General features: G+C 72.1%; 20 protein-coding genes and 1 pseudogene. 14 read left to right on the forward strand and 7 right to left on the reverse strand.

The features are described 5' to 3' along the window. Positions 1–203 precede the first annotated feature (203 nt). Entirely contained in the window at positions 204–1,208 is a 1,005-nt protein-coding gene (locus ABZ809_RS05280) for a winged helix-turn-helix domain-containing protein (RefSeq protein WP_357561130.1), read from the forward strand. A gap of 45 nt (positions 1,209–1,253) precedes the next feature. Here the strand turns inward: ABZ809_RS05280 and ABZ809_RS05285 are convergent, their stop codons facing one another. Together ABZ809_RS05285 and cofD are read right to left on the reverse strand one after the other, a co-directional pair. Continuing rightward, the gene (locus tag ABZ809_RS05285; protein ID WP_357561131.1) at positions 1,254–2,342 is read right to left on the reverse strand and encodes a coenzyme F420-0:L-glutamate ligase; all 1,089 of its coding nucleotides are present in this window, start codon (positions 2,340–2,342) and stop codon (positions 1,254–1,256) included. Continuing rightward, the gene (gene cofD, locus ABZ809_RS05290) at positions 2,339–3,310 is read right to left on the reverse strand and encodes a 2-phospho-L-lactate transferase (protein ID WP_357561132.1); all 972 of its coding nucleotides are present in this window, start codon (positions 3,308–3,310) and stop codon (positions 2,339–2,341) included. The genes ABZ809_RS05285 and cofD overlap by 4 nt, the downstream gene beginning before the upstream one ends. A 99-nt stretch (positions 3,311–3,409) precedes the next feature. On the opposite strand from cofD, the gene ABZ809_RS05295 reads away from it, so the two are divergent. From ABZ809_RS05295 to ABZ809_RS05310, 4 genes are all read left to right on the forward strand, one after another. Beyond that, on the forward strand, positions 3,410–4,351 hold the full coding sequence (locus ABZ809_RS05295; protein ID WP_357561133.1) for a hypothetical protein: 942 nt from the start codon (positions 3,410–3,412) through the stop codon (positions 4,349–4,351). Between the two features lie 150 nt (positions 4,352–4,501). Continuing rightward, a complete protein-coding gene (locus tag ABZ809_RS05300; RefSeq protein WP_357561134.1) occupies positions 4,502–6,997 on the forward strand; it encodes a bifunctional FO biosynthesis protein CofGH in 2,496 nt (831 codons plus the stop codon). A 431-nt stretch (positions 6,998–7,428) separates the two neighbouring features. Then, positions 7,429–7,803, forward strand: a complete 375-nt coding sequence (locus ABZ809_RS05305) for a hypothetical protein (protein ID WP_357561135.1) — start codon at positions 7,429–7,431, stop codon at positions 7,801–7,803. A 773-nt stretch (positions 7,804–8,576) separates the two neighbouring features. Further along, positions 8,577–8,834 carry a WhiB family transcriptional regulator gene (locus ABZ809_RS05310; RefSeq protein WP_088980572.1) on the forward strand — a complete coding sequence of 86 codons (258 nt, stop codon included), beginning with the start codon at positions 8,577–8,579 and terminating at the stop codon, positions 8,832–8,834. A 35-nt stretch (positions 8,835–8,869) separates the two neighbouring features. Here ABZ809_RS05310 and ABZ809_RS05315 read toward each other — a convergent pair whose 3' ends face one another. Next, a complete protein-coding gene (locus ABZ809_RS05315; RefSeq protein WP_355606491.1) occupies positions 8,870–9,319 on the reverse strand; it encodes a metallopeptidase family protein in 450 nt (149 codons plus the stop codon). A gap of 153 nt (positions 9,320–9,472) precedes the next feature. Here ABZ809_RS05315 and ABZ809_RS05320 point away from each other — a divergent pair, with 153 nt between their 5' ends. Next, entirely contained in the window at positions 9,473–9,841 is a 369-nt protein-coding gene (locus tag ABZ809_RS05320; protein WP_357561136.1) for a DUF3499 domain-containing protein, read from the forward strand. Between the two features lie 34 nt (positions 9,842–9,875). On the opposite strand, the gene ABZ809_RS05325 is transcribed toward ABZ809_RS05320, so the two are convergent. Next, positions 9,876–11,222: an aspartate aminotransferase family protein gene (locus ABZ809_RS05325; protein WP_357561137.1), complete on the reverse strand. Its 1,347-nt coding sequence runs from the start codon at positions 11,220–11,222 to the stop codon at positions 9,876–9,878. 879 nt (positions 11,223–12,101) lie between these two features. On the opposite strand from ABZ809_RS05325, the pseudogene ABZ809_RS05330 reads away from it, so the two are divergent. Further along, positions 12,102–12,275: pseudogene (locus ABZ809_RS05330) on the forward strand (Scr1 family TA system antitoxin-like transcriptional regulator); the annotation flags it as partial. 60 nt (positions 12,276–12,335) lie between these two features. Here ABZ809_RS05330 and ABZ809_RS05335 read toward each other — a convergent pair. Beyond that, positions 12,336–12,848: an Lrp/AsnC family transcriptional regulator gene (locus tag ABZ809_RS05335; RefSeq protein WP_357561138.1), complete on the reverse strand. Its 513-nt coding sequence runs from the start codon at positions 12,846–12,848 to the stop codon at positions 12,336–12,338. Positions 12,849–13,049: 201 nt separating this feature from the next. Here ABZ809_RS05335 and ABZ809_RS05340 point away from each other — a divergent pair, with 201 nt between their 5' ends. From ABZ809_RS05340 to ABZ809_RS05370, 7 genes are all read left to right on the forward strand, one after another. Then, the gene (locus ABZ809_RS05340; RefSeq protein WP_357561139.1) at positions 13,050–14,234 is read left to right on the forward strand and encodes a spermidine/putrescine ABC transporter substrate-binding protein; all 1,185 of its coding nucleotides are present in this window, start codon (positions 13,050–13,052) and stop codon (positions 14,232–14,234) included. Between the two features lie 5 nt (positions 14,235–14,239). Then, the gene (locus tag ABZ809_RS05345) at positions 14,240–15,409 is read left to right on the forward strand and encodes an ABC transporter ATP-binding protein (protein ID WP_357561458.1); all 1,170 of its coding nucleotides are present in this window, start codon (positions 14,240–14,242) and stop codon (positions 15,407–15,409) included. 13 nt (positions 15,410–15,422) lie between these two features. Further along, on the forward strand, positions 15,423–16,337 hold the full coding sequence (locus ABZ809_RS05350; protein ID WP_357561140.1) for an ABC transporter permease: 915 nt from the start codon (positions 15,423–15,425) through the stop codon (positions 16,335–16,337). A 52-nt stretch (positions 16,338–16,389) separates the two neighbouring features. Continuing rightward, positions 16,390–17,193: an ABC transporter permease gene (locus ABZ809_RS05355; protein ID WP_357561141.1), complete on the forward strand. Its 804-nt coding sequence runs from the start codon at positions 16,390–16,392 to the stop codon at positions 17,191–17,193. Beyond that, on the forward strand, positions 17,190–18,761 hold the full coding sequence (locus ABZ809_RS05360; RefSeq protein WP_357561142.1) for an FAD-dependent oxidoreductase: 1,572 nt from the start codon (positions 17,190–17,192) through the stop codon (positions 18,759–18,761). Before ABZ809_RS05355 ends, ABZ809_RS05360 begins: the two co-directional genes overlap by 4 nt. Next, the gene (locus ABZ809_RS05365) at positions 18,761–19,963 is read left to right on the forward strand and encodes a saccharopine dehydrogenase C-terminal domain-containing protein (protein WP_357561143.1); all 1,203 of its coding nucleotides are present in this window, start codon (positions 18,761–18,763) and stop codon (positions 19,961–19,963) included. Before ABZ809_RS05360 ends, ABZ809_RS05365 begins: the two co-directional genes overlap by 1 nt. A gap of 353 nt (positions 19,964–20,316) precedes the next feature. Then, positions 20,317–21,162 (forward strand): DUF559 domain-containing protein, encoded by an 846-nt coding sequence (locus tag ABZ809_RS05370; RefSeq protein WP_357561144.1) that lies wholly within the window; start codon positions 20,317–20,319, stop codon positions 21,160–21,162. Positions 21,163–21,393: 231 nt separating this feature from the next. Here ABZ809_RS05370 and ABZ809_RS05375 read toward each other — a convergent pair whose 3' ends face one another. Together ABZ809_RS05375 and adh are read right to left on the reverse strand one after the other, a co-directional pair. Then, positions 21,394–21,816: a DUF779 domain-containing protein gene (locus ABZ809_RS05375; protein WP_357561145.1), complete on the reverse strand. Its 423-nt coding sequence runs from the start codon at positions 21,814–21,816 to the stop codon at positions 21,394–21,396. After that, positions 21,816–23,321: an aldehyde dehydrogenase gene (gene adh, locus ABZ809_RS05380; protein ID WP_357561146.1), complete on the reverse strand. Its 1,506-nt coding sequence runs from the start codon at positions 23,319–23,321 to the stop codon at positions 21,816–21,818. Before adh ends, ABZ809_RS05375 begins: the two co-directional genes overlap by 1 nt. Positions 23,322–23,337: the final 16 nt, after the last annotated feature.

Genomic DNA, 23,337 nt, shown 5'->3' on the forward strand with positions numbered 1-23,337 from the left:
CTCTCTGTCCCCCCGGGCGCCGTGGCTCCGGGCATGTGGGGGACGCGCCCGCCCCCGTGTGCGGGCATTGGAAGCATGCCGAACAGTGCCGGGGAGCGTCGAGGTTTTTCAGCCCAGGCTTAAAGACGGAGATAAGTGCCAGCCCGGGTACAGTGCAAACGGTTGCCGGGTGCCCCCTCTGCCAGGCGACACGGGAGCTGTCCATGCTGAAGATCTACTTTTCCGCCGAGGACATCCTCCGGACCAGAGTGGCTCCGGCGGCGGATCCGATGTGGGAGCTGGTTCTCAGCCTGCACCTGCTGCCCGATCGGGGTGGGGACCCGCTGCTGGCGGGCTGGCGACGCGACGTGACCCGCGTGCTGCGTGCGGGCGGCGGCTCGGCGGACCTGAAGCTCCTCATGGCACTCAACCCGCCGCGCGGCTACTTTCCCGACTTCCTCACCCCGTACGAGAGCGTGTCGGGGTTCGAGGCCGGCCTGGAGGCGGTCCGGAGCACCCCCGCCACGCGGCTGCGACGCGACCTGGCGCGGTTCGCCGTCGGCACCCGCCTGCCCGCCGGCGCCGGGGCGCTGGCCCGGGGGGAGTCCGGCGCGGTGCGCGGCCTGACCGGGGCGATGGAGCAGTACCGGGGCCTGGCGATCGACCCGTACTGGACCAGGATCCAGGCGGCGGTGGAGGCCGACCGGGCACGGCGGGCCCGGGCCCTGCTCGACGGCGGGATCGAGGGGCTGCTGGCCAGCCTGCGGCCCGCCATGCGATGGGAGGGCGGGGTCCTGGAGGTCCGCGGCTACCCGTACAGCCGGGAGTTGCACCTCGACGGGCGCGGGCTGTTGCTGGTGCCGTCGTTCTTCTGTGCGGCCACCCCGGTCGCCCTGCTCGATCCGGCGTTGCCCCCGGTCCTGGTCTACCCGGTGGATCGGCTCGGCGGCCTGGTGCCGGCCCTCGGTGTCGGCGCCGGGCCGGCCACCCCGGATCCCGGGCGGGACGCGCTGGCCGCGCTGCTCGGCCGGACCCGCGCCGCCGTGCTGGCGGCGAGCGACGACGGCTGCACCACCGGCGAGGTGGCGCGCCGGCTGAACATCTCGCCGGCCGCCGCGAGCCAGCACACCACCGTGCTGCGCAACGCCGGCCTCCTGGTCAGCCACCGTGACCGCAACACCGTGCTGCACACCCTGACCCCGCTGGGGCGGGCGATGCTCAACTCCTGAGCACCGCCGCCGGCCGGGCGGCCGGGCCAGCCGCCCCGGGCGCAGTCACAGGGCCAGGCAGGCGCTGGCGGTGGTGCCCGGGGGCGGGGGGAGCAGGACGGAGGCGACACCCTCCGCGGCCAGGGCGGTGCGGAGGCGTTGCAGGTCGGCGCCGAAGCGGACCAGGTCGGCGGGGCCGGCCGGGGTGGCCAGGGAGCCGAGCACCAGTGAGGTCGCCTCCGCCGGCCAGCCGGGCACCCGGGCGATCAGCCCGGTGCGCAGCTCGTCGTCGGCGACCAGGGTGAAGACCGTGCCGGGCGCGACCACGCCGGCGACCGCGTCGGTCGCCCGGTGCACGGCCGCCGCGTCGGGCGGGGTCGGGTTGGGGCCGTCCGACAGGGTGGCGGCAGCGGCCATCCCGGCCGCCCGGGCCTCGGCGGTGCCGAGCGAGAACAGGTCCATCGAGGCGTCCCGGACCAGCGCCGCCGCGCCGTCGCCGTCGTCCGGCCGGAGCGTGGTGAGGTAGCCGCGGATCACCGCGACCGGCACCTGGTCGCACTTGCCCTTGATCAGCTCGCCCGCGCCGGCCAACTCGTCCACGACCGCCATCTGGGTGATCTGGAGCTCGTTGCCGTACGGGTCGACCTCGCCCCGGTGGTCGCGGATGGCGTCCATCCCGGCGACGCCGAGCGCCACGTCGGTGAGCCCGTTGCGCCAGGGCCGGCCCATCGTGTCGCTGACGATCACCGCGACGTCGACGTCGTACCGGTCGCGCAGGGCGGCGCGCAGCGCCCGGGCCGAGGCGTCGGGATCCTCGGGCAGCAGCACCAGCCGGGTCTTGTCGACGTTCGAGGCGTCGATGCCGGCCGAGGCCATCACGAAGCCGTGGTGGGTCTGCACGATCCGGGTCTCGCCCCGGGTGGCCACCACCCGTGCCGTCTCGGCGGCCAGCACCTCGTCGCGCGCGGCGAGGCGTTCCGGCCCGTCGGCCGGGACGTCGACCAGGCGGCCCTCCGCCTTCGAGACGATCTTGCTGGTCACCACCAGCACGTCGCCGTCGCGCAGCCAGGGCGCGGCGGTCGCGATCAGGGCGGCCAGGTCGTCGCCCTCGGACACGTGGCCGATGCCCGGCACCGGCAGGATCTCCAGCCTCACGTCAACTCCAGCGCGGCGCGGACCATGGCCGCCGTCGCCGCCTCGTCGGTCATCCGCAACGGTGCCGCGCGGACCGTCACCTCCGGCACCAGGGTGCCCGCGTCCTCCTCGGCGACGAGCCACCCGTCGAGCAGCCCGCCGGCCGACCGGCCGCCGTAGAGCCGGCCCACGCCGGCCGCGCTGCACTCCACCCCGAGCACCGCCAGGCAGCGGTCGGCCATGCCGCGTACCGGCGCGCCGCCGATGATCGGCGACACGCCGACCACGGGGGCGGGGCCGTCGGCGACCGCCTCGCGCAGGCCGGGCACGGCCAGGATCGGGGCGATGCTCACCACCGGGTTGCTCGGGGCGATCAGCACCACGTCGGCCCCGGCGACGGCCTCCACCACGCCGGGCGCCGGCTTCGCGGTCTCGGCGCCGACGAAGACGAAGCGGTGGGTGGGGATGTCGCCGCGGTGGCGCACCCACCACTCCTGGAAGTGGATCGCCCGCTGGCCGCCGTCGGGGCCGTCCGGGCCCGGACCGGGCCCGCCGACCACCACGTGGGTCTCCAGCCGGTCGTCGGTCGCCGGCAGCAGGCGTACGCCGGGCTGCCAGCGGGTGGCCAGCGCCTCGGTGACCGCGTGCAGCGGGTAGCCGGCGTTCAGCATCGTGGTCCGCACCAGATGGGTGGCGATGTCCTTGTCGCCCAGCCCGAACCAGCTCGGCTCGGCGCCGTACGCCGTCAGCTCCTGCTTGACCGTCCAGGTCTCCCCGACGCGTCCCCAGCCCCGCTCGGGATCGGCGCCGCCACCGAGCGTGTACATGACGCTGTCGAGATCGGGGCAGACCTTGAGCCCGTGCAGGAGCAGATCGTCGCCGACGTTGACCACGGCGGTCACCTCGGCACCGGCCTCGCGGGCATACGCCCGCACGCCGACCAGGAAACGAGCGCCACCGATGCCGCCCGTCAGTACCACGATGCGCATGCCGACCATCCTCGCCTACGGGCCGCCCGCAGGACGCGCGTGGGCCGGGAGACTAGGCTCACGTCGGCAACTGTCCGCATTCGCCCCGAGGGGGAACCCGTGACCAGCCCCGCCGAGCCCGCGTCGACCGACGCGACGCAGGCCAGCCAGTTGACCAAGCCGCTGCGCGAACTCGCCGCGTTCGCGCTCGTCGGCGCGAACGCCGTGTTCCTCTTCGTCGGCCTGATCCGGCTGGTGACGCCGACTGATTACAGCACGTTCGGCGGCCGGGCGGGCAGCGCCTTCTTCGCCTTCATCGGCTTGGAAGCGGTGCTCCTGCCGCTGCTGGCCGTGCTGCTCGTCACGCACGTACGCCCCCCGGCGCCGAAGGCCAAACTGATCACCCAGGTGGCGCTGGGCGAGTACGCCGTCAGCGCGCTGTTCGGCGGATTGACCTTCCTCTTCTGGACGGTCAGCCGGCTGGCCGACGGCGAGATCCTCGACGCCTTCCTGGGCCTGCTCACCCGGGTGGCCTGGCTGGCGCTGTTCGCGGTCGCCGCGTACGTCGTGTTCAAGATCTGGCGCACCCTCTACTACGTCCCCAAGCCGAAGCCTCAGCCCGGCGTGTACGGCCAGCCCCAGCCCGGCCAGCCGCAGCCCGGGTGGCCCCAGCAGCAGGGCGGCTACCCGGCTCCCGGCCAGCCGGTTCCCGGTCAGCCGGGTGGCCAGCCGGTCCCCGGTCAGCAGGGCGGCTGGGCGGCTCCGGGCACCTACGGCGCCCCGTACGGTCAGCAGGCCGCGCCCTTCGGCGGCCCGCAGCCGGGCTCGCCGTACAGCCCGGCGCCGCAGTCGGCCCCGCCGGCCAGCCCCGCGCCCCAGTTCGGGCAGCCGCAGAGCGCCCCGCCGTTCGGGCAGCCGCCCTCGGCCGAGCCGACCCAGGCGATCCCGCGCCAGCCTGTCGAGCACACGGAGGCCACCCAGGCGATTCCGCGTCCGACGGACGGCGAGGCCGACCGCACGCAGCGGTTCAACTCCGGCGACACCCCCGACGCCCCGCGCTGACGGGCGACACCTGGATGTAAGGAAGGGCCCCTTCCTATCGCGTACGCGATAGGAAGGGGCCCTTCCTTACACCAAGCGCGGCGGAAGGGGTGCGCTGGTTCACGGCCCGCGCCGGACGGGGCGGGCCGCGCGAGCGCTTAGGCTGGGCGGATGGTTGATCGAACCCTGCCCGGCCCGACCGAAGCGAGCGTGCGGCGGGCGCTGCGCCGGGCCGCGACGGGCCGGGCGCTCGACGTCGACGAGGCCGTCGCGCTGCTGGCCGCCCGGGGCGACACGCTCGACGAGCTGCTCGACGTCGCCGGTGCGGTCCGCGACGCCGGGCTGCGTGAGGCCGGCCGGCCGGGCGTGGTCACGTACTCGAAGAAGGTCTTCATCCCCCTCACCCGGCTGTGCCGGGACCGGTGCCACTACTGCACCTTCGCCACCGTGCCGCACCGGCTGCCGGCGGCCTTCCTCGATCGGGACGAGGTCCTCGCCATCGCCCGCGCGGGGGCGGCCCAGGGCTGCAAGGAGGCCCTGTTCACGCTCGGCGACCGGCCGGAGGAGCGCTGGCCGGCGGCCCGGCAGTGGCTCGACGAGCGCGGCTACGACTCCACCCTCGACTACCTGCGCGCCTGCGCGGTGGCGGTGCTGGAGGAGACCGGGCTGCTGCCGCACCTGAACCCGGGCGTGCTGTCCTGGTCGGAGTTGCAGCGGCTCAAGCCCGTCGCGCCCAGCATGGGGATGATGCTGGAGACCACGGCGACCCGGCTCTGGTCGGAGCCGGGCGGCCCGCACTTCGGCTCGCCCGACAAGGAGCCGGCGGTACGGCTGCGGGTGCTCGACGACGCGGGCCGGGTCGGGGTGCCGTTCACCACCGGCATCCTGATCGGCATCGGCGAGACCCCGGCCGAGCGGGTCGACGCGATCTTCGCGATCCGCCGGGCGCACCGCGAGTACGGCCACCTCCAGGAGGTGATCGTGCAGAACTTCCGCGCCAAGCCGGACACGGCGATGCGCGGGATGCCCGACGCGGAGCTGCGCGACCTGGCTGCCACGGTGGCGGTGACCCGGCTGCTGCTCGGGCCGAAGGCCCGGATCCAGGCCCCGCCGAACCTCATCGCCGGCGAGTACGACCTGCTGCTGCGTGCCGGCATCGACGACTGGGGCGGCGTCTCCCCGCTGACCCCGGACCACGTCAATCCGGAGCGCCCCTGGCCGCATTTGGACGAGCTGGCCCGGCAGACGGAGAAGGCCGGCTTCACCCTGCGCGAGCGGCTGACGATCTACCCCGAGTACGTCCGGGCCGGCGACCCGTGGCTGGATCCGCGCCTGTTGCCGCACGTCGGGGCGCTCGCCGACCCGGCGACGGGGCTGGCCGTCGAGGAGGCCCGGCCGGTGGGCCGGCCCTGGCAGGAGCCCGACGAGACGTACGGCGGCCGGACCGACCTGCACGCCACGATCGACACCACCGGGCGCACCGGGGACCGGCGCGGCGACTTCGACCACGTCTACGGCGACTGGTCCGAGGTGGCCGGCAAGGTCACCACCGGGGGTGGGGGCGGGACCGACCGCGACCTGCGGGCCGGGCTGCGGCTGGCCGCCGACGATCCGGCCGCGCTGCTGGAGCCGAGGCACGCCGACGCCGCGCTGGCGCTGTTCGCCGCCGACGGGCCGGCGCTGGACGAGCTGTGCCGGCTCGCCGACGACGTGCGCCGGGCGGCGGTCGGCGACGACGTGACGTACGTGGTCAACCGCAACATCAACTTCAGTAACGTCTGCTACGTCGGGTGCCGGTTCTGCGCCTTCGCCCAGCGGGAGCGGGACGCCGACGCCTACCGGCTCTCCGTGGACCAGGTCGCCGACCGGGCCGAGGAGGCGTGGGCGGTCGGTGCCAGCGAGGTCTGCCTCCAGGGCGGGATCGACCCGAAGCTGCCGGTGACCGTCTACGCCGACCTGGTCCGGGCGATCAAGGCGCGGGTGCCGGGGATGCACGTGCACGCGTTCTCGCCGATGGAGATCGTCACCGCCGCCGCGAAGGCCGGCGTGTCGGTGCGGGAGTGGCTGACCGGGCTCCGCGAGGCCGGCCTGGACACCATCCCGGGCACCGCCGCCGAGATCCTCGACGACGACGTGCGCTGGGTGCTCACGAAGGGCAAACTGCCGGCCGCCGCCTGGGTCGAGGTGGTCGGCACGGCCCACGAGCTGGGCATCCGGTCCAGCTCCACCATGATGTACGGCCACGTGGACCATCCCGCGCAGTGGCTCGCACACTTCCGGGTGCTGGCCGGGTTGCAGGACCGTACGGGCGGGTTCACCGAGTTCGTGGCGCTGCCGTTCGTGCACACGAACGCGCCCATCTACCTGGCCGGCATCGCCCGCCCCGGGCCGACCTGGCGGGAGAACCGGGTGGTGCACGCGATGGCCCGGCTGCTGCTGCACGGCCGGATCGACAACATCCAGTGCTCATGGGTGAAGCTCGGCGACGAGGGTACGGCGGCGATGCTGCGCAGCGGCTGCAACGACCTCGGCGGCACGCTGATGGAGGAGACCATTTCCCGGATGGCCGGTTCCGGTAACGGTTCGGCGCGTACGGAGGAGCAGTTGATCGCCATCGCGGCGGCGGCGGGACGGCCGGCGCGCAGGCGCACGACGGCGTACGGCTGACAGGCATTCGCCCCACCAGCGCCACCATCCGCCCACCCGCCCACCCGCCCGCCCCGCCGACGCGCGCCCCACTCCACACAAGATCGCGCTATTTCCAGGAAGTAGTGGCCTTCCGAGCCGGAGAGGCCACTACTTCCACGAAACAGCGCGATCTTGGGGTTCGGATCGCCCGCGAGACCCGCCGGCACGGTCGACTTCGGTGCCGGCGCGAAGATCGGGGTGAGCGAAAGAGACTACGGTGGTGAGCCGTCGACCGTTGCGTGCGCGGTCATCGACGGCGGCACACTCATGACGGCCTCGCCAGGCTGAGGCGCCGGGCAGCCCAGGAGGGCGACGTGATTCGGCTGGAATTCTTCGTCCCGGAGCCAGGGTCCGCCTGGCGGGAGACGTGGCGGCTCCGGGACGGGTGCGATCCCGCCACCGTCTCGGAGATGGATCTCCGCTACAAGTACTTCGGGGCGCAGGTGGACTTCGTCATCGACGACATGACGGTCATCTCCAAGGCGGGCCACGTGACGCTGGTCGATCTGGCTCTTTCCCTGTGGCACGTCGAGGGGCGGCTGGCGTCAGGAGAGGACGCCGCGTTCGGGTTCACCGAGGATCACGAGGTCATCCGGCTCACCGGCCCAGGTCTGGTCCTCACGGTCCAGTCGTCACTGCGACCAGGAAGCGCCCGGGCGCGGCGGCAGGCGCTGATTCCGGAGCTTGCCGCGTTCAGGGAGGCCGTCTACGAGCGGCTGGTCGACGAGGTGCCAGGTCTTGCCGGCAACCCCGTCATACAGAAAATGAGGTCGCCGGCGTCATGAGCGCGTCGGGCGGGCTGCCGATGGGTGGCCCGCCCGTGGCACCACCAATCCGCCAGGCATCCGAGGCTGGACATGGCCGCCGCCCGGCACGCCCTGCGTACGGCGGCCGAGGTGACACCGGTTGTCCTGGTGGATTCGTCCGGGCACGCTGCCGTAGCCCGGTCCACAGTGCTGCCACGCCGATTCGTCTTTGGTTTCCATACCGACTGATGGGACGATGTGCATGCGCCAGCGGGATTCCCGGAGCCGGTGGAGTGGCCGCCGAATTCGTTTGGCCGAGCAGCGCGCCGCCGGTTTCCGTCTGCCCAAAGCGGGCCGTCGCACGGCCCTGGCCGTCCACATGGTGGAAGCGGAGCCGGCGTCGCCGCCCGCTCGGCGGGCGGTCGGCGGCAACTCGCGTTAACCTGTGCCCCACCAAGATCAACGGATCGTGGTGAGGGACTTTCGCGGCTTCCGCCGGCCCGGCTGCCCGGGTCGGCGATGGAGCGCCACGGGAGAAAACTCGGGCAACTCGCCGGAGAGGGCGTTACTCGGCCGGGGTCTGAATCGATAGGGCAGGTTGCGAGGCCGGGTGGCCGGGTGGCCGTCCGGAGTGTTGTCGGGAGGGCGACTCCATTATCAAGTTTGGCTTGACGGCGCACGCATTACACGCGTGTAATTTGAATGGGGTTGTTCGCGCGGAACGCAACAAATCGGGACCGTACGGACCAGCACGCCTTTCGCGTGGGGGGTTGCAGCGGCGATGACGCCGGTGCGCGACAAGGAGGCATCTGATGGACGGCCAGCTTGAGGTGGCCGACCTGCTCGGAAACGCGCCGGAGTGGCAGGAGCGGGCGCTCTGCTCGCAGACCGATCCGGAGGCGTTCTTTCCTGAGAAGGGCGGCTCGACCCGTGAGGCGAAGCGAATCTGCTCGCGCTGCGAGGTGAAGACGGAATGCCTCGAATACGCTCTCGGCCACGACGAGCGGTTCGGGATCTGGGGTGGGCTCTCGGAACGGGAGCGGCGCAAGCTCAAGCGGCGGGTTGCCTGAAAGTCGTCGGGCCGGGGCGGTGGGGGCCGCCCGGCTCAGGCCAACTCGTCGGGATCGACACCGAGCAGATTGGCCACCTGCTCGATGATCACGTCGTGCACGAGATCCGCGAGGTCCTCGCGATCCATCGCCCGGAACTCCAGCGGCCGGCGGTAGAGCACGATCCGCGGCGGCACCTCCTGCCGGCCCGGCCGGCCGGGCAGCAGCCGAGCGAGCGGCACCTCGCCGTCCTCCAGCACGTCGGAGTCGTAGACGTTGAGGTCCGGCGGGACGTCCTCCACCGCGAACTCGACCCCGGCCAACTCCTTGGCGAACCGCCGTTCGAGGGTCTCGACGGTGTCCAGCACCAGGTCGTCGAAGATCTCCGCCTTCGTACGCGCCAGCGGCACCGTCGCCGGCACCAGCCGCCCGCGCAGACCGCGCCCGTGCCGGTCGCGGTGGGCGCGCCGGCCGGAGCCGGGGCGGCGGTGTTCCGGGCTCGTCATACGGCAAAGGTTAGCTCCCGCACCGACGTGGCCCGTGGCAGCGCCTGCGGCCCGGCGCGGCGCGGCCACACCGGCCGAAATGTGATCACCACTATGGGCGTGTCGCAACGCGAAGCGGTGCGCCGGACCCGGTAATGGAGATACCCTGCCGCCGTGAGGTCACCACGGCGCTGCTCCCGTAATGGCTGCCCCAGGCAAGCAGTCGCCACGCTGACCTATGTCTACAACGAGTCGACAGCCGTGGTGGGCCCGCTGGCGGCCTTCGCCGAGCCGCACACCTACGACCTCTGCGAGCCGCACGCGCGCAGCCTGACCGCGCCGCGCGGCTGGGACGTCGTCCGGCACGAGGGTGAGTTCGAGCCGCCGCCGCCCACCACGGACGACCTGGTCGCCCTCGCCGAGGCTGTCCGCGAGGCCGCGCGCCCGGTGGCCCCCCGCCCGCCCGAGGACGACCAGGCCGTCAACTCGACTCCCCAGACGGGCCGTCGGGGTCACCTCCGCGTCATCCCGCCCAACCACTGATCTCCGCTTTCTCGACCGGCCGCGCCGGCAGCCGTCACAGGCGGGACCACGCCTCGGTGAGCACGGCCCGCAGGATCTGCTCGATCTCGTCGAACTGCTGCTGCCCGGCGATCAGCGGCGGGGCGAGCTGCACGACGGGGTCGCCCCGGTCGTCGGCGCGGCAGTAGAGCCCGGCGGCGAACAGCGCCGTGGAGAGGAAGCCGCGCAGCAGCCGTTCGGCCTCGGCCTCGTCGAAGGTCGCCCGGGTCGCCTTGTCCTTGACCAGCTCGATGCCGTAGAAGTAGCCGTCACCGCGTACGTCGCCGACGATCGGCAGGTCGTGCAGCTTTTCCAGGGTGGCGCGGAACGCCGCCTCGTTGGCCCGGACGTGCCCGGTCAAATTTTCCCGCGCGAAGACCTCCAGGTTGGCCAGGGCCACCGCGCAGGAGACCGGGTGGCCGCCGAACGTCACCCCGTGGGCGAACATGCCGGTCTCGGTCAGGAACGGCTCCATCAGCCGGTCGCTGGCGATCATCGCGCCGAGCGGGGCGTAGCCGGAGGTGATGCCCTTGGCGGTGGTGATGATGTCCGGCTGGTAGCCGTACCGGACGGCCCCGAAGTACTCGCCCAGCCGGCCCCAGGAGCAGATCACCTCGTCGGAGACGAGCAGCACGTCGTACGCGTCGCAGATCTCCCGCACCCGGTCGAAGTAGCCGGGCGGCGGCGGGAAACAGCCGCCGGAGTTCTGCACCGGCTCCAGGAACACGGCGGCGACCGTGTCCGGCCCTTCCCGCTCGATCGCCCGGCGGATCTCGTCGGCGGCCCAACGGCCGAACGCCTCCGGGGAGTCGCCGTGCTCCGGGGCCCGGTAGAAGTTGGTGTTCGGCACCTTGACGGCACCCGGCACCAGCGGCTCGAAGTCGCTCTTGATGCCGGGCAGGCCGGTGATCGACAGGGCCCCCATCGAGGTGCCGTGGTAGGCGAGGTAGCGGCTGACGACCTTGTGCTTGGTCGGCTTGCCGGTGCGCTTGAAGTAGGCGCGGGCCAGTTTCCAGGCCGCCTCCACGGCCTCCGAGCCGCCGGTGGTGAAGAAGACCCGGTTCAGGTCGCCCGGGGTGAGCGCGGCGATCCGTTCGGCCAGCTCGACCGCCTTCGGGTGGGCGTACGACCAGAGCGGGAAGTAGGCCAGCTCGCCGGCCTGCTTGGCGGCGGCCTCGGCCAGCTCGGTGCGCCCGTGGCCGGCGTTGACGACGAAGAGCCCCGCGAGCCCGTCCAGGTAGCGGCGGCCCTTGGCGTCCCAGACGTACGCGCCGTCGCCGCGCACGATGGTCGGCACCTCTCCGGCGGAGTAGCTCGCCATCCGGGTGAAGTGCATCCAGAGGTGGTCGGTGGCGTCGGCCATGTCAGCCCCATCGGGTCTCGGGCCGGTCAGGGGTGACACCGGCCGCTCTGCCCTTGGTTATCCCACAGCCCGACGAGCGCGCGCAAGTGAGATCGACGGCCTGTGGGCAATATGGCGACGAATTCGGTAACCCTGACTCTCGGCTGCAACGGATTCCGCACAACCGATCGCGCCTTGCGGCGGCTCCGGCAAACCGTGCCCGGTCGACGCTGTCGAGCTGCCCCATCTATGCGCCCACGCTGCACGAGCCGTCGCGCGCCTGTCCGCCCGCACGCCACGCGTCCGTCCTCCGCGATCTTGCACTTTCGGCCCCGCCCGCGCGCCCCTCCTCGGCGATCTTGCACTTTCGGCCCCGACAATCTTCGCGGAACACACATAAGGTGGGCCCAAAGTGCATGATCGCCGCGCCTCGGGGCGCTTTGAGGCAGCGCGGGGCGCTTCGGGGCGGGGAAAGGGGCTCGCTTGCGCTCGCCCCGGGGAAGGGAGGGGGAGCCTCGTGGAGAGGACATCTTTGGGGTCTTTCCGGGGTTCTCGTGGCGCACTTGAGGTGCCCGGAACAGGTCCCGCATCGACACGCCAACAGGCGGCAGGCTCGGGCGCGAAGCGTGGTTATCGTGCGCCGGAGCGTGATGTCGCGATGGAAGGGGTTGGCGGGTGAACGAGGCGCTGCGGGTGGCGATGGCCGAGAAGGGTGAGACGGCCGAGTCGTTGGCAGGGAAGGTGGGAGTCGACGCGAAGACGGCGGGCCGCTCATCCTGCTCCAGCTCGGCCCACGGCCGGAACCACGGCAGGTCGCGGCGGCGGAACGGCTCGGGCCACAGCTCGGCGGCGTCCCGCCCGAGCACCTCCGCGACGGCGATCCGGGTCCGAGGGTGCGGGATGCGCCCCGAGTTGAGCCCGATCTCCATCCGGTCGTACCAGCCGTCGCTGGTGCCGGGCCTGCTTCAGACCGAGGCGTACGCCCGCGCGGTGCTGGCCACCGGCGGCCTGGTGCCGGCCGCCGAGGCGGACGAGATCGTGGGCGGCCGGCTGGCCCGGCAGGCGGGTGCTCCAGGAGCTCGTCGCCCAGGGCGGGTGCCTGCTCAGGGCGGTTGCCCCCGGGAGGGCGTCCGCTCAGGCGGTGCCCCAGGAATAGGTCTGCTTGCGCAGCTTGAGGTAGACGAACGCCTCGGTCGCCAGCACGCCCTCGACCGAGCGGAGCCGTTGCAGGATCTCCAGCAGGTGGTCGTCGTTGCGGCAGACCACCTCGGTCAGCAGGTCGAACGAGCCGGCGGTGATCACCACGTAGTCGACCTCCTCCAGTTCGGCGAGGCGGTCGGCCACGGCCTCCAGGTCGCCGTTCGTACGCAGCCCGATCATGGCCTGGCGGGGGAAGCCGAGCTGGAGCGGGTCGGTCACCGCGACGATCTGCATCACGCCCGCGTCGAGCAGTCGCTGCACCCGCTGGCGTACCGCCGCCTCGGAGAGCCCGACCGCCTTGCCGATGGTCGCGTACGGGCGGCGGCCGTCCTCCTGGAGCTGTTCGATAATCTGCTTTGCCACGTCGTCGAGCAGGGCGTGGCTGGCGCCCTCGCGGACGGCGACCCGCCGTGCCCCGTTGCCGCTGTCGTGCTGCCGGTTCGTCATCGACCGCTCCCCATGTTCGTTCCGGCTGAGCCTAGCGCCACCGCGCAGTCTGGCGTATTTCGTCGTGCATCGCTATTCACGCAACGGAATCCCTTGTAACAGAGGTTTCCTCATGACAGGATCAGTCGTCCCACCGCACCTGACCTCCCGCCGGCGCGCCCCCCGTCCCGCCCTCCGGCGATGACCTCTAGGAGTCGTCACATGCGAACTCCCTATCGGCCCCTGACCCGGCGCGGGTTGCTGACCGGCGCCCTGGGCTCGGCCACGCTGCTCGCCGCGGGCGGCGCGGTGGCCGGCTGCGGCACCAAGCCGGCCACCCAGACGGAGGCCGGATGCGTCAGCGAGGACCTGTCAGGTACGGAGAAGGCCCTGACGGTCTCCAACTGGCCGCAGTACATGGACGTCGACGAGGCCGACAAGTCCAAGCGTCCGACCCTCGACGCGTTCGTCGCCCGCAGCGGCATCAAGGTCGACTACACCGAGGACGTCAACGACAACAACGAGTTCTTCGGCAAGGTGCAGAACCAGCTCACGGGATGTCAGTCGACCGGGCGGGACGTCATGGTCTTCACCGACTGGATGGCCGCGCGGATGATCCGGCTCGGCTGGATCCAGAAGCTGGACAAGTCGAAGCTGCCCAACGTCGAGGCCAACCTGCTGCCCTCGTTGCGCGGCCGGTCCTTCGACGCGGAGAACCAGCTCGCCATCCCGTGGCAGTCCGGCCTGGCCGGCCTCGCCTACAACGCCAGGGTGACCAAGGAGATCCGGACGGTCGACGAGCTGCTCACCCGTCCCGACCTCAAGGGCCGGGTGACCGCGCTGTCGGAGATGCGGGACACCATCGGCCTGCTGCTCCAGTCGAACGGCCACGACCCGGAGAACTTTACCGCCGCCCAGTTCGACGACGCCCTCAACAAGCTGAAGAAGGCCGTCGACTCCGGTCAGATCCGCAGGTTCACCGGCAACGACTACGCGCCCGACCTCGCCAAGGGCGACATCGCCGCGTGCATCGGCTGGTCCGGCGACGCCATGCAGCTCGGCCTGGAGGACGAGAAGGTCAGGTTCGTGGTGCCCGACTCCGGGGTGCTGCTCTGGTCGGACAACGTGGTCGTGCCGAACAAGGCCACCCACAAGGGCAACGCCGAGCAGTTCGTCAACTACTACTACGAGCCGGCGGTCGCCGCCCAGCTCGCCGCGTTCGTCAACTACATCTGCCCCGTGCAGGGCGCCCAGGCCGAGATGGAGAAGATCGACCCGGCGTTGGCCGCCAACCCGCTGATCTTCCCCGACGACGCCATGCTCGCGAAGTCCGCGGTCTTCATGGCCCTGGACGAGAAGCAGGAACGCGAGTACGAGACCAAGTTCCAGCAGGTCATCGGGGCGTGAGCGGCATGGGTGCGGCGACCGCCGCGGGGCGCGACACACCGGCCGGCGACCTGCGGCTGGCCAACCTCACCAAGCGGTTCGGCGCCGTCATCGCCGTGGACGACCTCAACCTGACCGTCCCGCAGGGCTCGTTCTTCGCCCTGCTCGGCGCGTCCGGCTGCGGCAAGACCACCACCCTGCGGATGATCGCCGGCCTGGAGGAGCCGACCGCCGGGCAGGTGCTGCTCGGCGACCGGGACGTGACCCGGCTGCGACCGTACAAGCGGCCGGTGAACACGGTGTTCCAGAGCTACGCGCTCTTCCCGCACCTGGACGTCTTCGAGAACGTGGCGTTCGGCCTGCGCCGGCGGGGCATCCGCGGCGTCCGCGACCAGGTCGAGCGGATGCTGACCCTGGTGCAGCTCGAAGGGTACGGCCCGCGCCGCCCCGCCCAGCTCTCCGGCGGCCAGCAGCAGCGGGTCGCGCTGGCCCGGGCACTGATCAACCACCCGCGGGTGCTGCTGCTCGACGAGCCCCTCGGCGCGCTGGACCTCAAGCTGCGCCGCCAGATGCAGGTCGAGCTGAAGCGGATCCAGTCCGAGGTCGGCATCACCTTCGTGCACGTCACCCACGACCAGGAGGAGGCCATGACGATGGCCGACACGGTCGCGGTGATGAACGCCGGGCGGATCGAGCAGCTCGGTGCCCCCGCCGACCTCTACGAGTACCCGGCCACGGCGTTCGTGGCGAACTTCCTCGGCCAGTCCAACCTGCTCGCCGGTGAGGCCGCCGGCGCGGGCGGGGACGAGGTGGCGGTCTCGGCGCACGGCGGTCGCTTCTCGGTGCCCGCCGGCCGCGCGCGGGTCGCCCGGGGGCCGGTCCACCTCGGCGTACGCCCGGAGAAGCTGCACCTGGTCGACTCCGCCGACCAGGTCCCGGCCGGCTGCCAGCACCTCGCCGGGGTGGTCACCGACGCCTCCTACGTGGGGGTGAGCACCCAGTACCTGCTGCGCACCGGCTGGGGCGGCGAGCTGTCGGTCTTCGTGGCCAACAGCGGCACGGCCGGTCCGTTGCCGGTGGGCACGCAGGCGGTGGCGTACTGGGATCCCCGGCACGCCTTCCTGCTGCCCCGGGAGCCCGGCGAGCACGACCCGAGCACGCCGGCCCGCGACGAGCCGGTGGGCGCACCCTCGTGAGCGGGGCGGCGACATGAGTGCCCTCGCGCACCTGCCCACCGGGTCGGGGCGGAAGGCGGCACCCGCGCCGGCCCGTCCACCGGGGCGGTACCGGCTCCTGCCGTACCTGCTGCTGCTTCCCGCGGCGGCCTGGCTGCTGCTCTTCTTCGCGGTGCCGCTGGTCCAGCTCGCCGCCGCCAGCCTCTACGACCCCACCGGCTCGCTCGCCACCGGCTACGCGATGACCTGGGCGTTCGGCAACTATCCCGACGCGCTCGCCGCGTACTGGCCGCAGTTCGTGCGGTCCTTCGGCTACGCCGGGGCCGCGCTGGTGCTGGCGCTGCTGATGGGCTACCCGCTGGCGTACGCCATCGCGCAGAAGGCCGGCCGGTGGAAGAACCTGCTGCTGGTCTGCGTTGTCGCGCCGATGTTCACCAGTTTCCTCGTACGCACGCTGGCCTGGAAGACCATCCTGTCGGACAACGGCTGGCTCGTCGGGCTGCTGCGTGACGTGCACCTGCTCGCCCCCGACGGTCGGCTGCTCGCCACCCCGGTCGCGGTGGTGCTCGGCCTGACGTACAACTTCCTGCCCTTCCTGGTGCTTCCGCTGTACGCGAGCCTGGAGCGGCTGGACCACCGGCTGCTGGAGGCGGCCGGCGACCTCTACGCCAGCCCGCTGCGGACGTTCCGCCGGGTCACGCTGCCGCTGTCCATGCCCGGCCTGGTCGCCGGCACGCTGCTGTTCTTCATCCCGGCCAGCGGCGACTACATCAACGCCGAACTGCTCGGCACGCCCAACGACTACATGATCGGCAACGTCATCGACTCGGCGTTCCTGGTCCGGTTGGACTACCCGCAGGGCGCGGCGCTGTCGTTCCTGCTGATGGCGGCGATCCTCGCGGTGGTCTTCGGCTACCTGCGCCGAGCCGGCACGGAGGAAGTCCTGTGAGCGCGAGGAGTGCAGCGAAGCGGAGCCCCGCAGTCGCGAACGAGGAAGTCCTGTGAGCGCGAGGATCTCCCGCTGGCTGGCTGACCGGTGGGTGACGGGCGTGGCGCTGCTGGTGCTCGGCTACCTCCTCCTGCCGATCGCCGTGGTCGCCGCGCTGTCCTTCAACCGCCCCTCCAACCGGCTGTCGTACGACTTCGACGAGTTCACCCTCGACAACTGGCGCAACCCGTGCGCCACCTCCGACATGTGCGACGCGGTGGTGCGCAGCGTCCAGATCGGCTTCGTCGCGACCGTGGCCGCCACCGTGCTCGGCACTTTGATGGCCTTCGCGCTGGTGCGGCACCGGTTCCGTGGCCGCTCCGCGACCAACGTGCTGATCTTCCTGCCGATGGCCACCCCGGAGCTGGTCATGGGCACCTCGCTGCTCGCCCTCTTCGTCTCCGCCGGGGTGCCGCAGGGCTTCTGGACCATCGTCGTCGCGCACGTGATGTTCTGCGTGTCGTTCGTGGTGGTCACGGTCAAGGCGCGGCTGACCGGGATGGACACGCGCCTGGAGGAGGCCGCCATGGACCTCTACGCCAGCGAGTGGCAGACCTTCCGGCGGATCACCCTGCCGCTGGTGCTGCCCGGCATCGTGGCCGCCGCGCTGCTCGCGTTCTCGCTGTCGTTCGACGACTTCATCGTCACGAACTTCAACGCCGGCACCACCGTCACGTTCCCGATGTACGTCTGGGGTGCCGCCCAGCGGGGCATCCCGCCGCAGGTCAACGTCATCGGTACCGCGATGTTCGTGATCGCGTTGCTGCTGGTGCTGGCGAGCACCCTGGGCGGGCGGCGGACGAAGCGGGCGTCATGACGGCGGCCCGACGTCCAGGGCGTCGGCCTTCCACGCCGCCCACTCACCGGGCGCTCGCCGACGCGGCGCCCGTACCGTACTGGCTCGACCGCCCCGACCGCCCCGACCCGCTGCCGCCGCTGCACGGCGACACCGACACCGACCTGCTGGTCGTGGGCGGCGGCTACAGCGGGCTCTGGACGGCGCTGCTCGCCAAGCGCGACGACCCCGGCCGGGACGTGCTGCTGGTCGAGGCGGGCACCTGCGGCTGGGCGGCGTCCGGGCGCAACGGCGGCTTCTGTGCCGCCTCGCTCACCCACGGGCTGGCCAACGGCGTCGAACGCTTCCCCGACGAGATCGACGTGCTGGAACGGCTCGGCCGGGAGAACCTGGCCGCCATCGCGGCGACCGTCGAGGCGTACGACATCGACTGCGACTTCGAGCCCACCGGCGAACTGACCGTCGCGGTCGAGCCGCACCAGCTCGCCGGTCTCGCCGAGGACGCCGCGCTGGCCCGCCGGTACGGCCACGACGTGCGGCTGCTCGACGGCGTCGAGGTGCGCGCCGAGGTGGACTCGCCGACCTACCTCGGCGGGCTGTGGAACCGCGACCGGGTGGCCATGCTGGACCCGGCGCGGCTGGCCTGGGGACTGCGCCGCGCCTGCCGGGAGCTCGGCGTGCGGATCCACGAGCACACCCGGGTCACCGGGCTGCGCCGCGCGGGCGGCGCGCTGCTGGCCACCACCCTCGGCGGTCAGCCGCACGGGCGCGGTGACCCGGCTTCCGGGCGCGGCGATCCGGGCGGCCGTGGCGCTCCGGGTGGCCGTGGCGCTCCGGGTGGCCGCGAAGAGACGGGCGGCCACGGCGGGACAGGCGGCCACGGCGCTCCCGGCTCGGTGCGGGCGCGGCGGGTGGTGCTCGCCACCAACGCGTTCCCACCGCTGCTGCGCCGACTGCGGGCGTACCTGGTGCCGGTCTACGACTACGCGCTGATGACCGAACCGCTCACGCCCGGGCAGCGCGACGCGATCGGGTGGCGCAACCGGCAGGGCCTCACCGACACGGGCAACCAGTTCCACTACTACCGGATCACCGGCGACGGGCGGATCCTGTTCGGCGGCTACGACGCGGTCTACCACTACGGCAACCGGATGGCCCCGGCACTGGCCCAACGACCGGCGACCTTCACCGCCCTCGCCGCGCACTTCTCCACCACCTTTCCCCAACTCGCCGACCTGCGGTTCAGCCACCGGTGGGGCGGCGTCATCGACACCTGCACCAGGTTCAGCCCGTTCTTCGGCAGCGCGTACGACGGCCGACTGGCGTACGCCGCCGGCTACACCGGCCTCGGCGTCGGGGCGACCCGGTTCGGCGCCCGCGTGATGCTCGACCTGCTGAGCGGCGCCGAGACCCCGTTGACCCGGCTCGACCTGGTGCGCCGCAAGCCACTGCCGTTCCCGCCGGAGCCGTTGCGGGCCACCGGCATCAATCTCACCCGCTGGTCCCTGGCCCGCGCCGACGCGCGTGCCGGCCGGCGCAACCTCTGGCTCCGTACGCTCGACCATCTCGGTTTGGGGTTTGATTCCTGATGCGGATCCTGCTCGTGGGCGCCGGTGGCGTCGGCTCCGCCGCCGTAGCCATCGCTGCCCGCCGTACCTTCTTCGAGACCATGGTCGTGGCCGACCACGACCCCGACCGCGCGGCCCGGGCCGTCGCCGGGCACGGTGGCCGCTTCGTCGCCACCACCGTCGACGCGGGCTCCGCCGCCGCGGTCGCCGCGCTCTGCCGCGCCTACCGGATCACCCACGTGCTCAACGCGGTCGACCCGCGCTTCGTCATGCCGATCTTCGAGGGGGCCTTCGCGGCCGGCGCCGACTACCTCGACATGGCCATGTCGCTGTCCCACCCGCACCCGACCCGGCCGTACGCGGAGACCGGCGTCAAGCTCGGCGACGACCAGTTCGCCGTCGCCGACCGCTGGTCGGCCGCCGGCCGGCTCGCGCTGTGCGGCATCGGCGTGGAGCCGGGGCTGTCGGACGTCTTCGCCCGCTACGCCGCCGACGAACTGTTCACCGACATCGACGAGATCGGGGTACGCGACGGCGCCGACCTGACCGTCGACGGCTACGCCTTCGCGCCGTCGTTCTCGATCTGGACCACCATCGAGGAGTGCCTGAACCCGCCGGTGGTCTGGGAGGCCGGGCGGGGCTGGTACACCACTCCGCCGTTCTCCGAGCCGGAGGTCTTCGACTTCCCGGAGGGCATCGGCCCGGTCGAGTGCGTGAACGTCGAGCACGAGGAGGTGCTGCTCATCCCGCGCTGGGTCCCGGCCCGGCGGGTCACCTTCAAGTACGGCCTCGGCAGCGAGTTCATCGAGGTGCTGAAGACGTTGCGCCGGCTGGGCCTGGACTCGGCCGCCCCCGTCCAGGTCGGAGGCGTGTCGGTGTCGCCCCGGGACGTCGTGGCCGCCTGCCTGCCCGACCCGGCGGCCCTGGGCGGGCGGATGCGGGGGCGGACCTGCGCCGGCACGTACGTGACCGGGTCAGGGATCGACGGCCGACCCCGGAAGGTGTACCTCTACCACGTCGTCGACAACGAATGGTCCATGCGGGAGTACGGCCACCAGGCCGTCGTCTGGCAGACGGCGGTGAACCCGGTGGTGGCTCTGGAACTGCTCGCCACGGGCGCGTGGTCCGGCACCGGCGTACTGGGCCCGGAGGCCCTACCCCCACGCCCCTTCCTGGACCTGCTGACCGCCTACGGCTCCCCCTGGCACCTCCAGGACCGCTAACCCCCCGGCCCACCCCACCCCCCTCCCCCCACCCCACCCCTCCCCTCCCTGCCTCGTCGCGCCCTGCCTAGCCGCGTCGATCTTGCACTTTCTGCCCTGACAATCCGGGTGATCTGCGCATTATGAGGGCAGTAAGTGCAAGATCGCGGGGACGGGGGCGGGGGTGAGGTCGAGGGCGGGGGGTGAGGGCTGGGGTGGCCGTCGTGGGGGGAGGGGTGTCGTGGGGGAGCCGTGTGCGGGGGTGGTTAGCACGGGGGTGGGGGTGGGTGGGGGTTATCCACAGGGCGGGGGTTGTCCACAGGAGGCGTGGGCCGGGGCGGCTCTCGGGGCGGGGATTTCCCGATGCTGGGCGCATGTCTACTCAGTTGTGGCGTGCCGACGAGCTGCTGCGGGGGCTCACCGTGAAACGGATCCGTACCCGGGTCGGCAGGACGGAGCTGGTCAGGGTGCGGAGAGGTGTCTACGCCGACCAGCCCTGCGATGACGAGGACGAACTGCGCGCCCTCATGCTCTGCCTGCCCGACGAGGCCGTGCTGACCAGGCAGACTGCCGCCCGGCGGTACGGCTTCGGTGTGCTGCGGGAGAATCTGGTCCACATCCAGTTGCCCGCGGCGGTGCCGAAGCCCCGGCTGCCGGGGGTGGCCGTGCACCACTCGGTGCTTCCCGTGCGCCCTGTCGTCGTCCGCGGACTGCCCTGCGTGCCAGCGGCCCGGTGCGCCGTCGACCTGGCGCGTACCGTCAAGCGGCTGGACGCTCTGCCGGTGCTCGACGTAGCCCTCCGCGCGGGTGCTGTCACGCCGGACGAGTTGTCGGCGGAGGTGTTCGCCCATCGGGCGCTGCGCGGCGTGCGGCAGGCCCGGGAACTCGTGCCGCTCGCGGACGGCCGGGCGGAGTGCCGGCAGGAGAGCCAACTGCGGCTGATCCTCATCGACGGGCGGCTGCCGGTGCCCGAGCCGCAGCTGTGGGTGTACGACCGGGACGGCATTCCCCGCTACCGGCTGGACCTGGGCTACCCGAAGCGGAGGATCGGCATCGAGTACGACGGGGTGTCGCACCTCAGTCGCGATCACCTCCGGTACGACCGTGAGCGGGTGAACTGGCTCGACGCCAGCGGCTGGCGGATGCGCTACTTCACCGACCGCGACCTCTACCAGCGCCCCGCCCACGTGGTCGCCACCATCCGGGCCGCCCTCTCCTGACCACCCCCTGCCCCGCCCTCGCCCCAGCACCCCGCCCCGCCCCACTCGCCCCGCCCCACTCGCCCCGCCCCACCTCGCCCTCTTCACCCCACCCCGATCCGCGATCTTGCACTTAACGCCCCGACTATTAGTACATCGCGGATAAAAGGTGGGCCCAAAGTGCAAGATCGCGGGGAAGGGGCGGGGCGGGGCGCGGGGAAGGCGCGGGGAAGGGGTGGGGAGGGCGTGGGGTCAGGGGGGTGTCAGGTGGGAGCGGATCAGGAAGCGGACGCCTTCCGGGGCCTCCAGGGAGAAGCCGCTGCCTCGGCCGGGGACCACGTCGACCGTCAGCGTGGTGTGCTTCCACAACTCCCACTGGCTCGCCGAGATCCAGAACTCGACCGGCTCGGGTACCCCGGCCACGACGAGTGACGCGAGCCGGACGTCCGAGCCGCCGGTACGGAACTCGCCGGCCGGGTAGCACATCGGGGCGCTGCCGTCGCAACAGCCGCCGGACTGGTGGAACATCAGCGGCCCGTGCTGCCCCCGCAGCGACCGGATCAGCTCGGCCGCCGCGGGGGTGACGGAGACGGGGTCGCGCCCGGTCACGGGGACGGGGTCGCTCCCGGGCACGGAGACCGGGTCACCCCCGGTCGTGGAGGCCGGATCGCGCATCAGAAGAAGCCGAGCTTCTTGGGGGAGTAGCTGACCAGCAGGTTCTTGGTCTGCTGGTAGTGCTCCAGCATCATCTTGTGGTTCTCCCGGCCGATGCCGGACTGCTTGTAGCCGCCGAACGCCGCGTGTGCCGGGTAGGCGTGGTAGCAGTTCGTCCACACCCGGCCGGCCTGGATCGCCCGGCCGGCGCGGTAGGCGGTGTTCATGTCCCGGGTCCAGACGCCCGCGCCGAGTCCGTACAGCGTGTCGTTGGCGATCTTGACCGCGTCGGAGAGGTCGGCGAAGGAGGTCACCGAGACGACCGGGCCGAAGATCTCCTCCTGGAAGATCCGCATCGAGTTGTGGCCCTCGAAGATGGTTGGTTCGACGTAGTACCCGCCCGACAGGTCGCCGCCCAGGTCCGCCCGGGATCCACCGGTCAGCACCTTCGCGCCCTCCTGCCGGCCGATGTCCAGGTAGGACAGGATCTTCTCCAACTGGTCGTTGGACGCCTGCGCGCCGATCATCGTCTCGGTGTCCAGCGGGTGCCCCTGGCGTACCGCGCGGGTCCGGTCCACGGCGGCGGCGAGGAAGTCGGCGTAGTGGCCCTGCTGGATCAGCGCCCGGGACGGGCAGGTGCACACCTCGCCCTGGTTGAGGGCGAACATGGTGAAGCCCTCAAGCGCCTTGTCGAAGAAGTCGTCGCGGGACGCGCTGACGTCGTCGAAGAAGATGTTCGGGCTCTTGCCGCCGAGTTCCAGGGTGACCGGCCTGATGTGCTCGCTGGCGTACTGCATGATCAGCCGCCCGGTGGTGGTCTCGCCGGTGAACGCCACCTTCGCCACCCGGGGCGAGGACGCCAGCGGCTTGCCCGCCTCGACGCCGAAGCCGTTGACGATGTTCACCACGCCCGGCGGCAGCAGGTCGGCCACCAGCGACAGCCAGTAGTGGATCGAGGCCGGGGTCTGCTCGGCCGGCTTGAGCACCACCGCGTTGCCGGCCGCGAGCGCCGGGGCGAGCTTCCAGGTGGCCATCAGGATCGGGAAGTTCCACGGGATGATCTGCCCGACCACGCCGAGCGGCTCGTGGAAGTGGTAGGCGACCGTGTCGTCGTCCAGCTCGCCGAGCGAGCCCTCCTGTGCCCGGATCGCCCCGGCGAAGTACCGGAAGTGATCGATCGCCAGCGGGATGTCGGCGGCCAGGGTCTCCCGGACCGGCTTGCCGTTCTCCCAGGTCTCGGCGATGGCCAGCGACTCCAGGTTCTCCTGCATCCGGTCGGCGATCCGGTTGAGGATCAGCGCCCGCTCGGCGACGGGGGTGCGGCCCCAGGCGTCGGCGGCGCCGTGCGCGGCGTCGAGCGCCTTCTCGACGTCCTCGGCGGTGCCCCGGGCCACCTCACAGAAGTTCTGACCGGTGACGGGCGTGGGATTGGCGAAGTAGCGGCCGTGGTGCGGCTTCACGTACTCGCCGCCGATGAAGTGGTCGTAGCGGGACTGCCAGTGGGTGGGCGCGTCGTACCGCGTCATGGTTACCTCCGCCGTC

The organism is Micromonospora sp. NPDC047074 (assembly GCF_040643815.1).
Taxonomy (GTDB): Bacteria; Actinomycetota; Actinomycetes; order Mycobacteriales; family Micromonosporaceae; genus Micromonospora.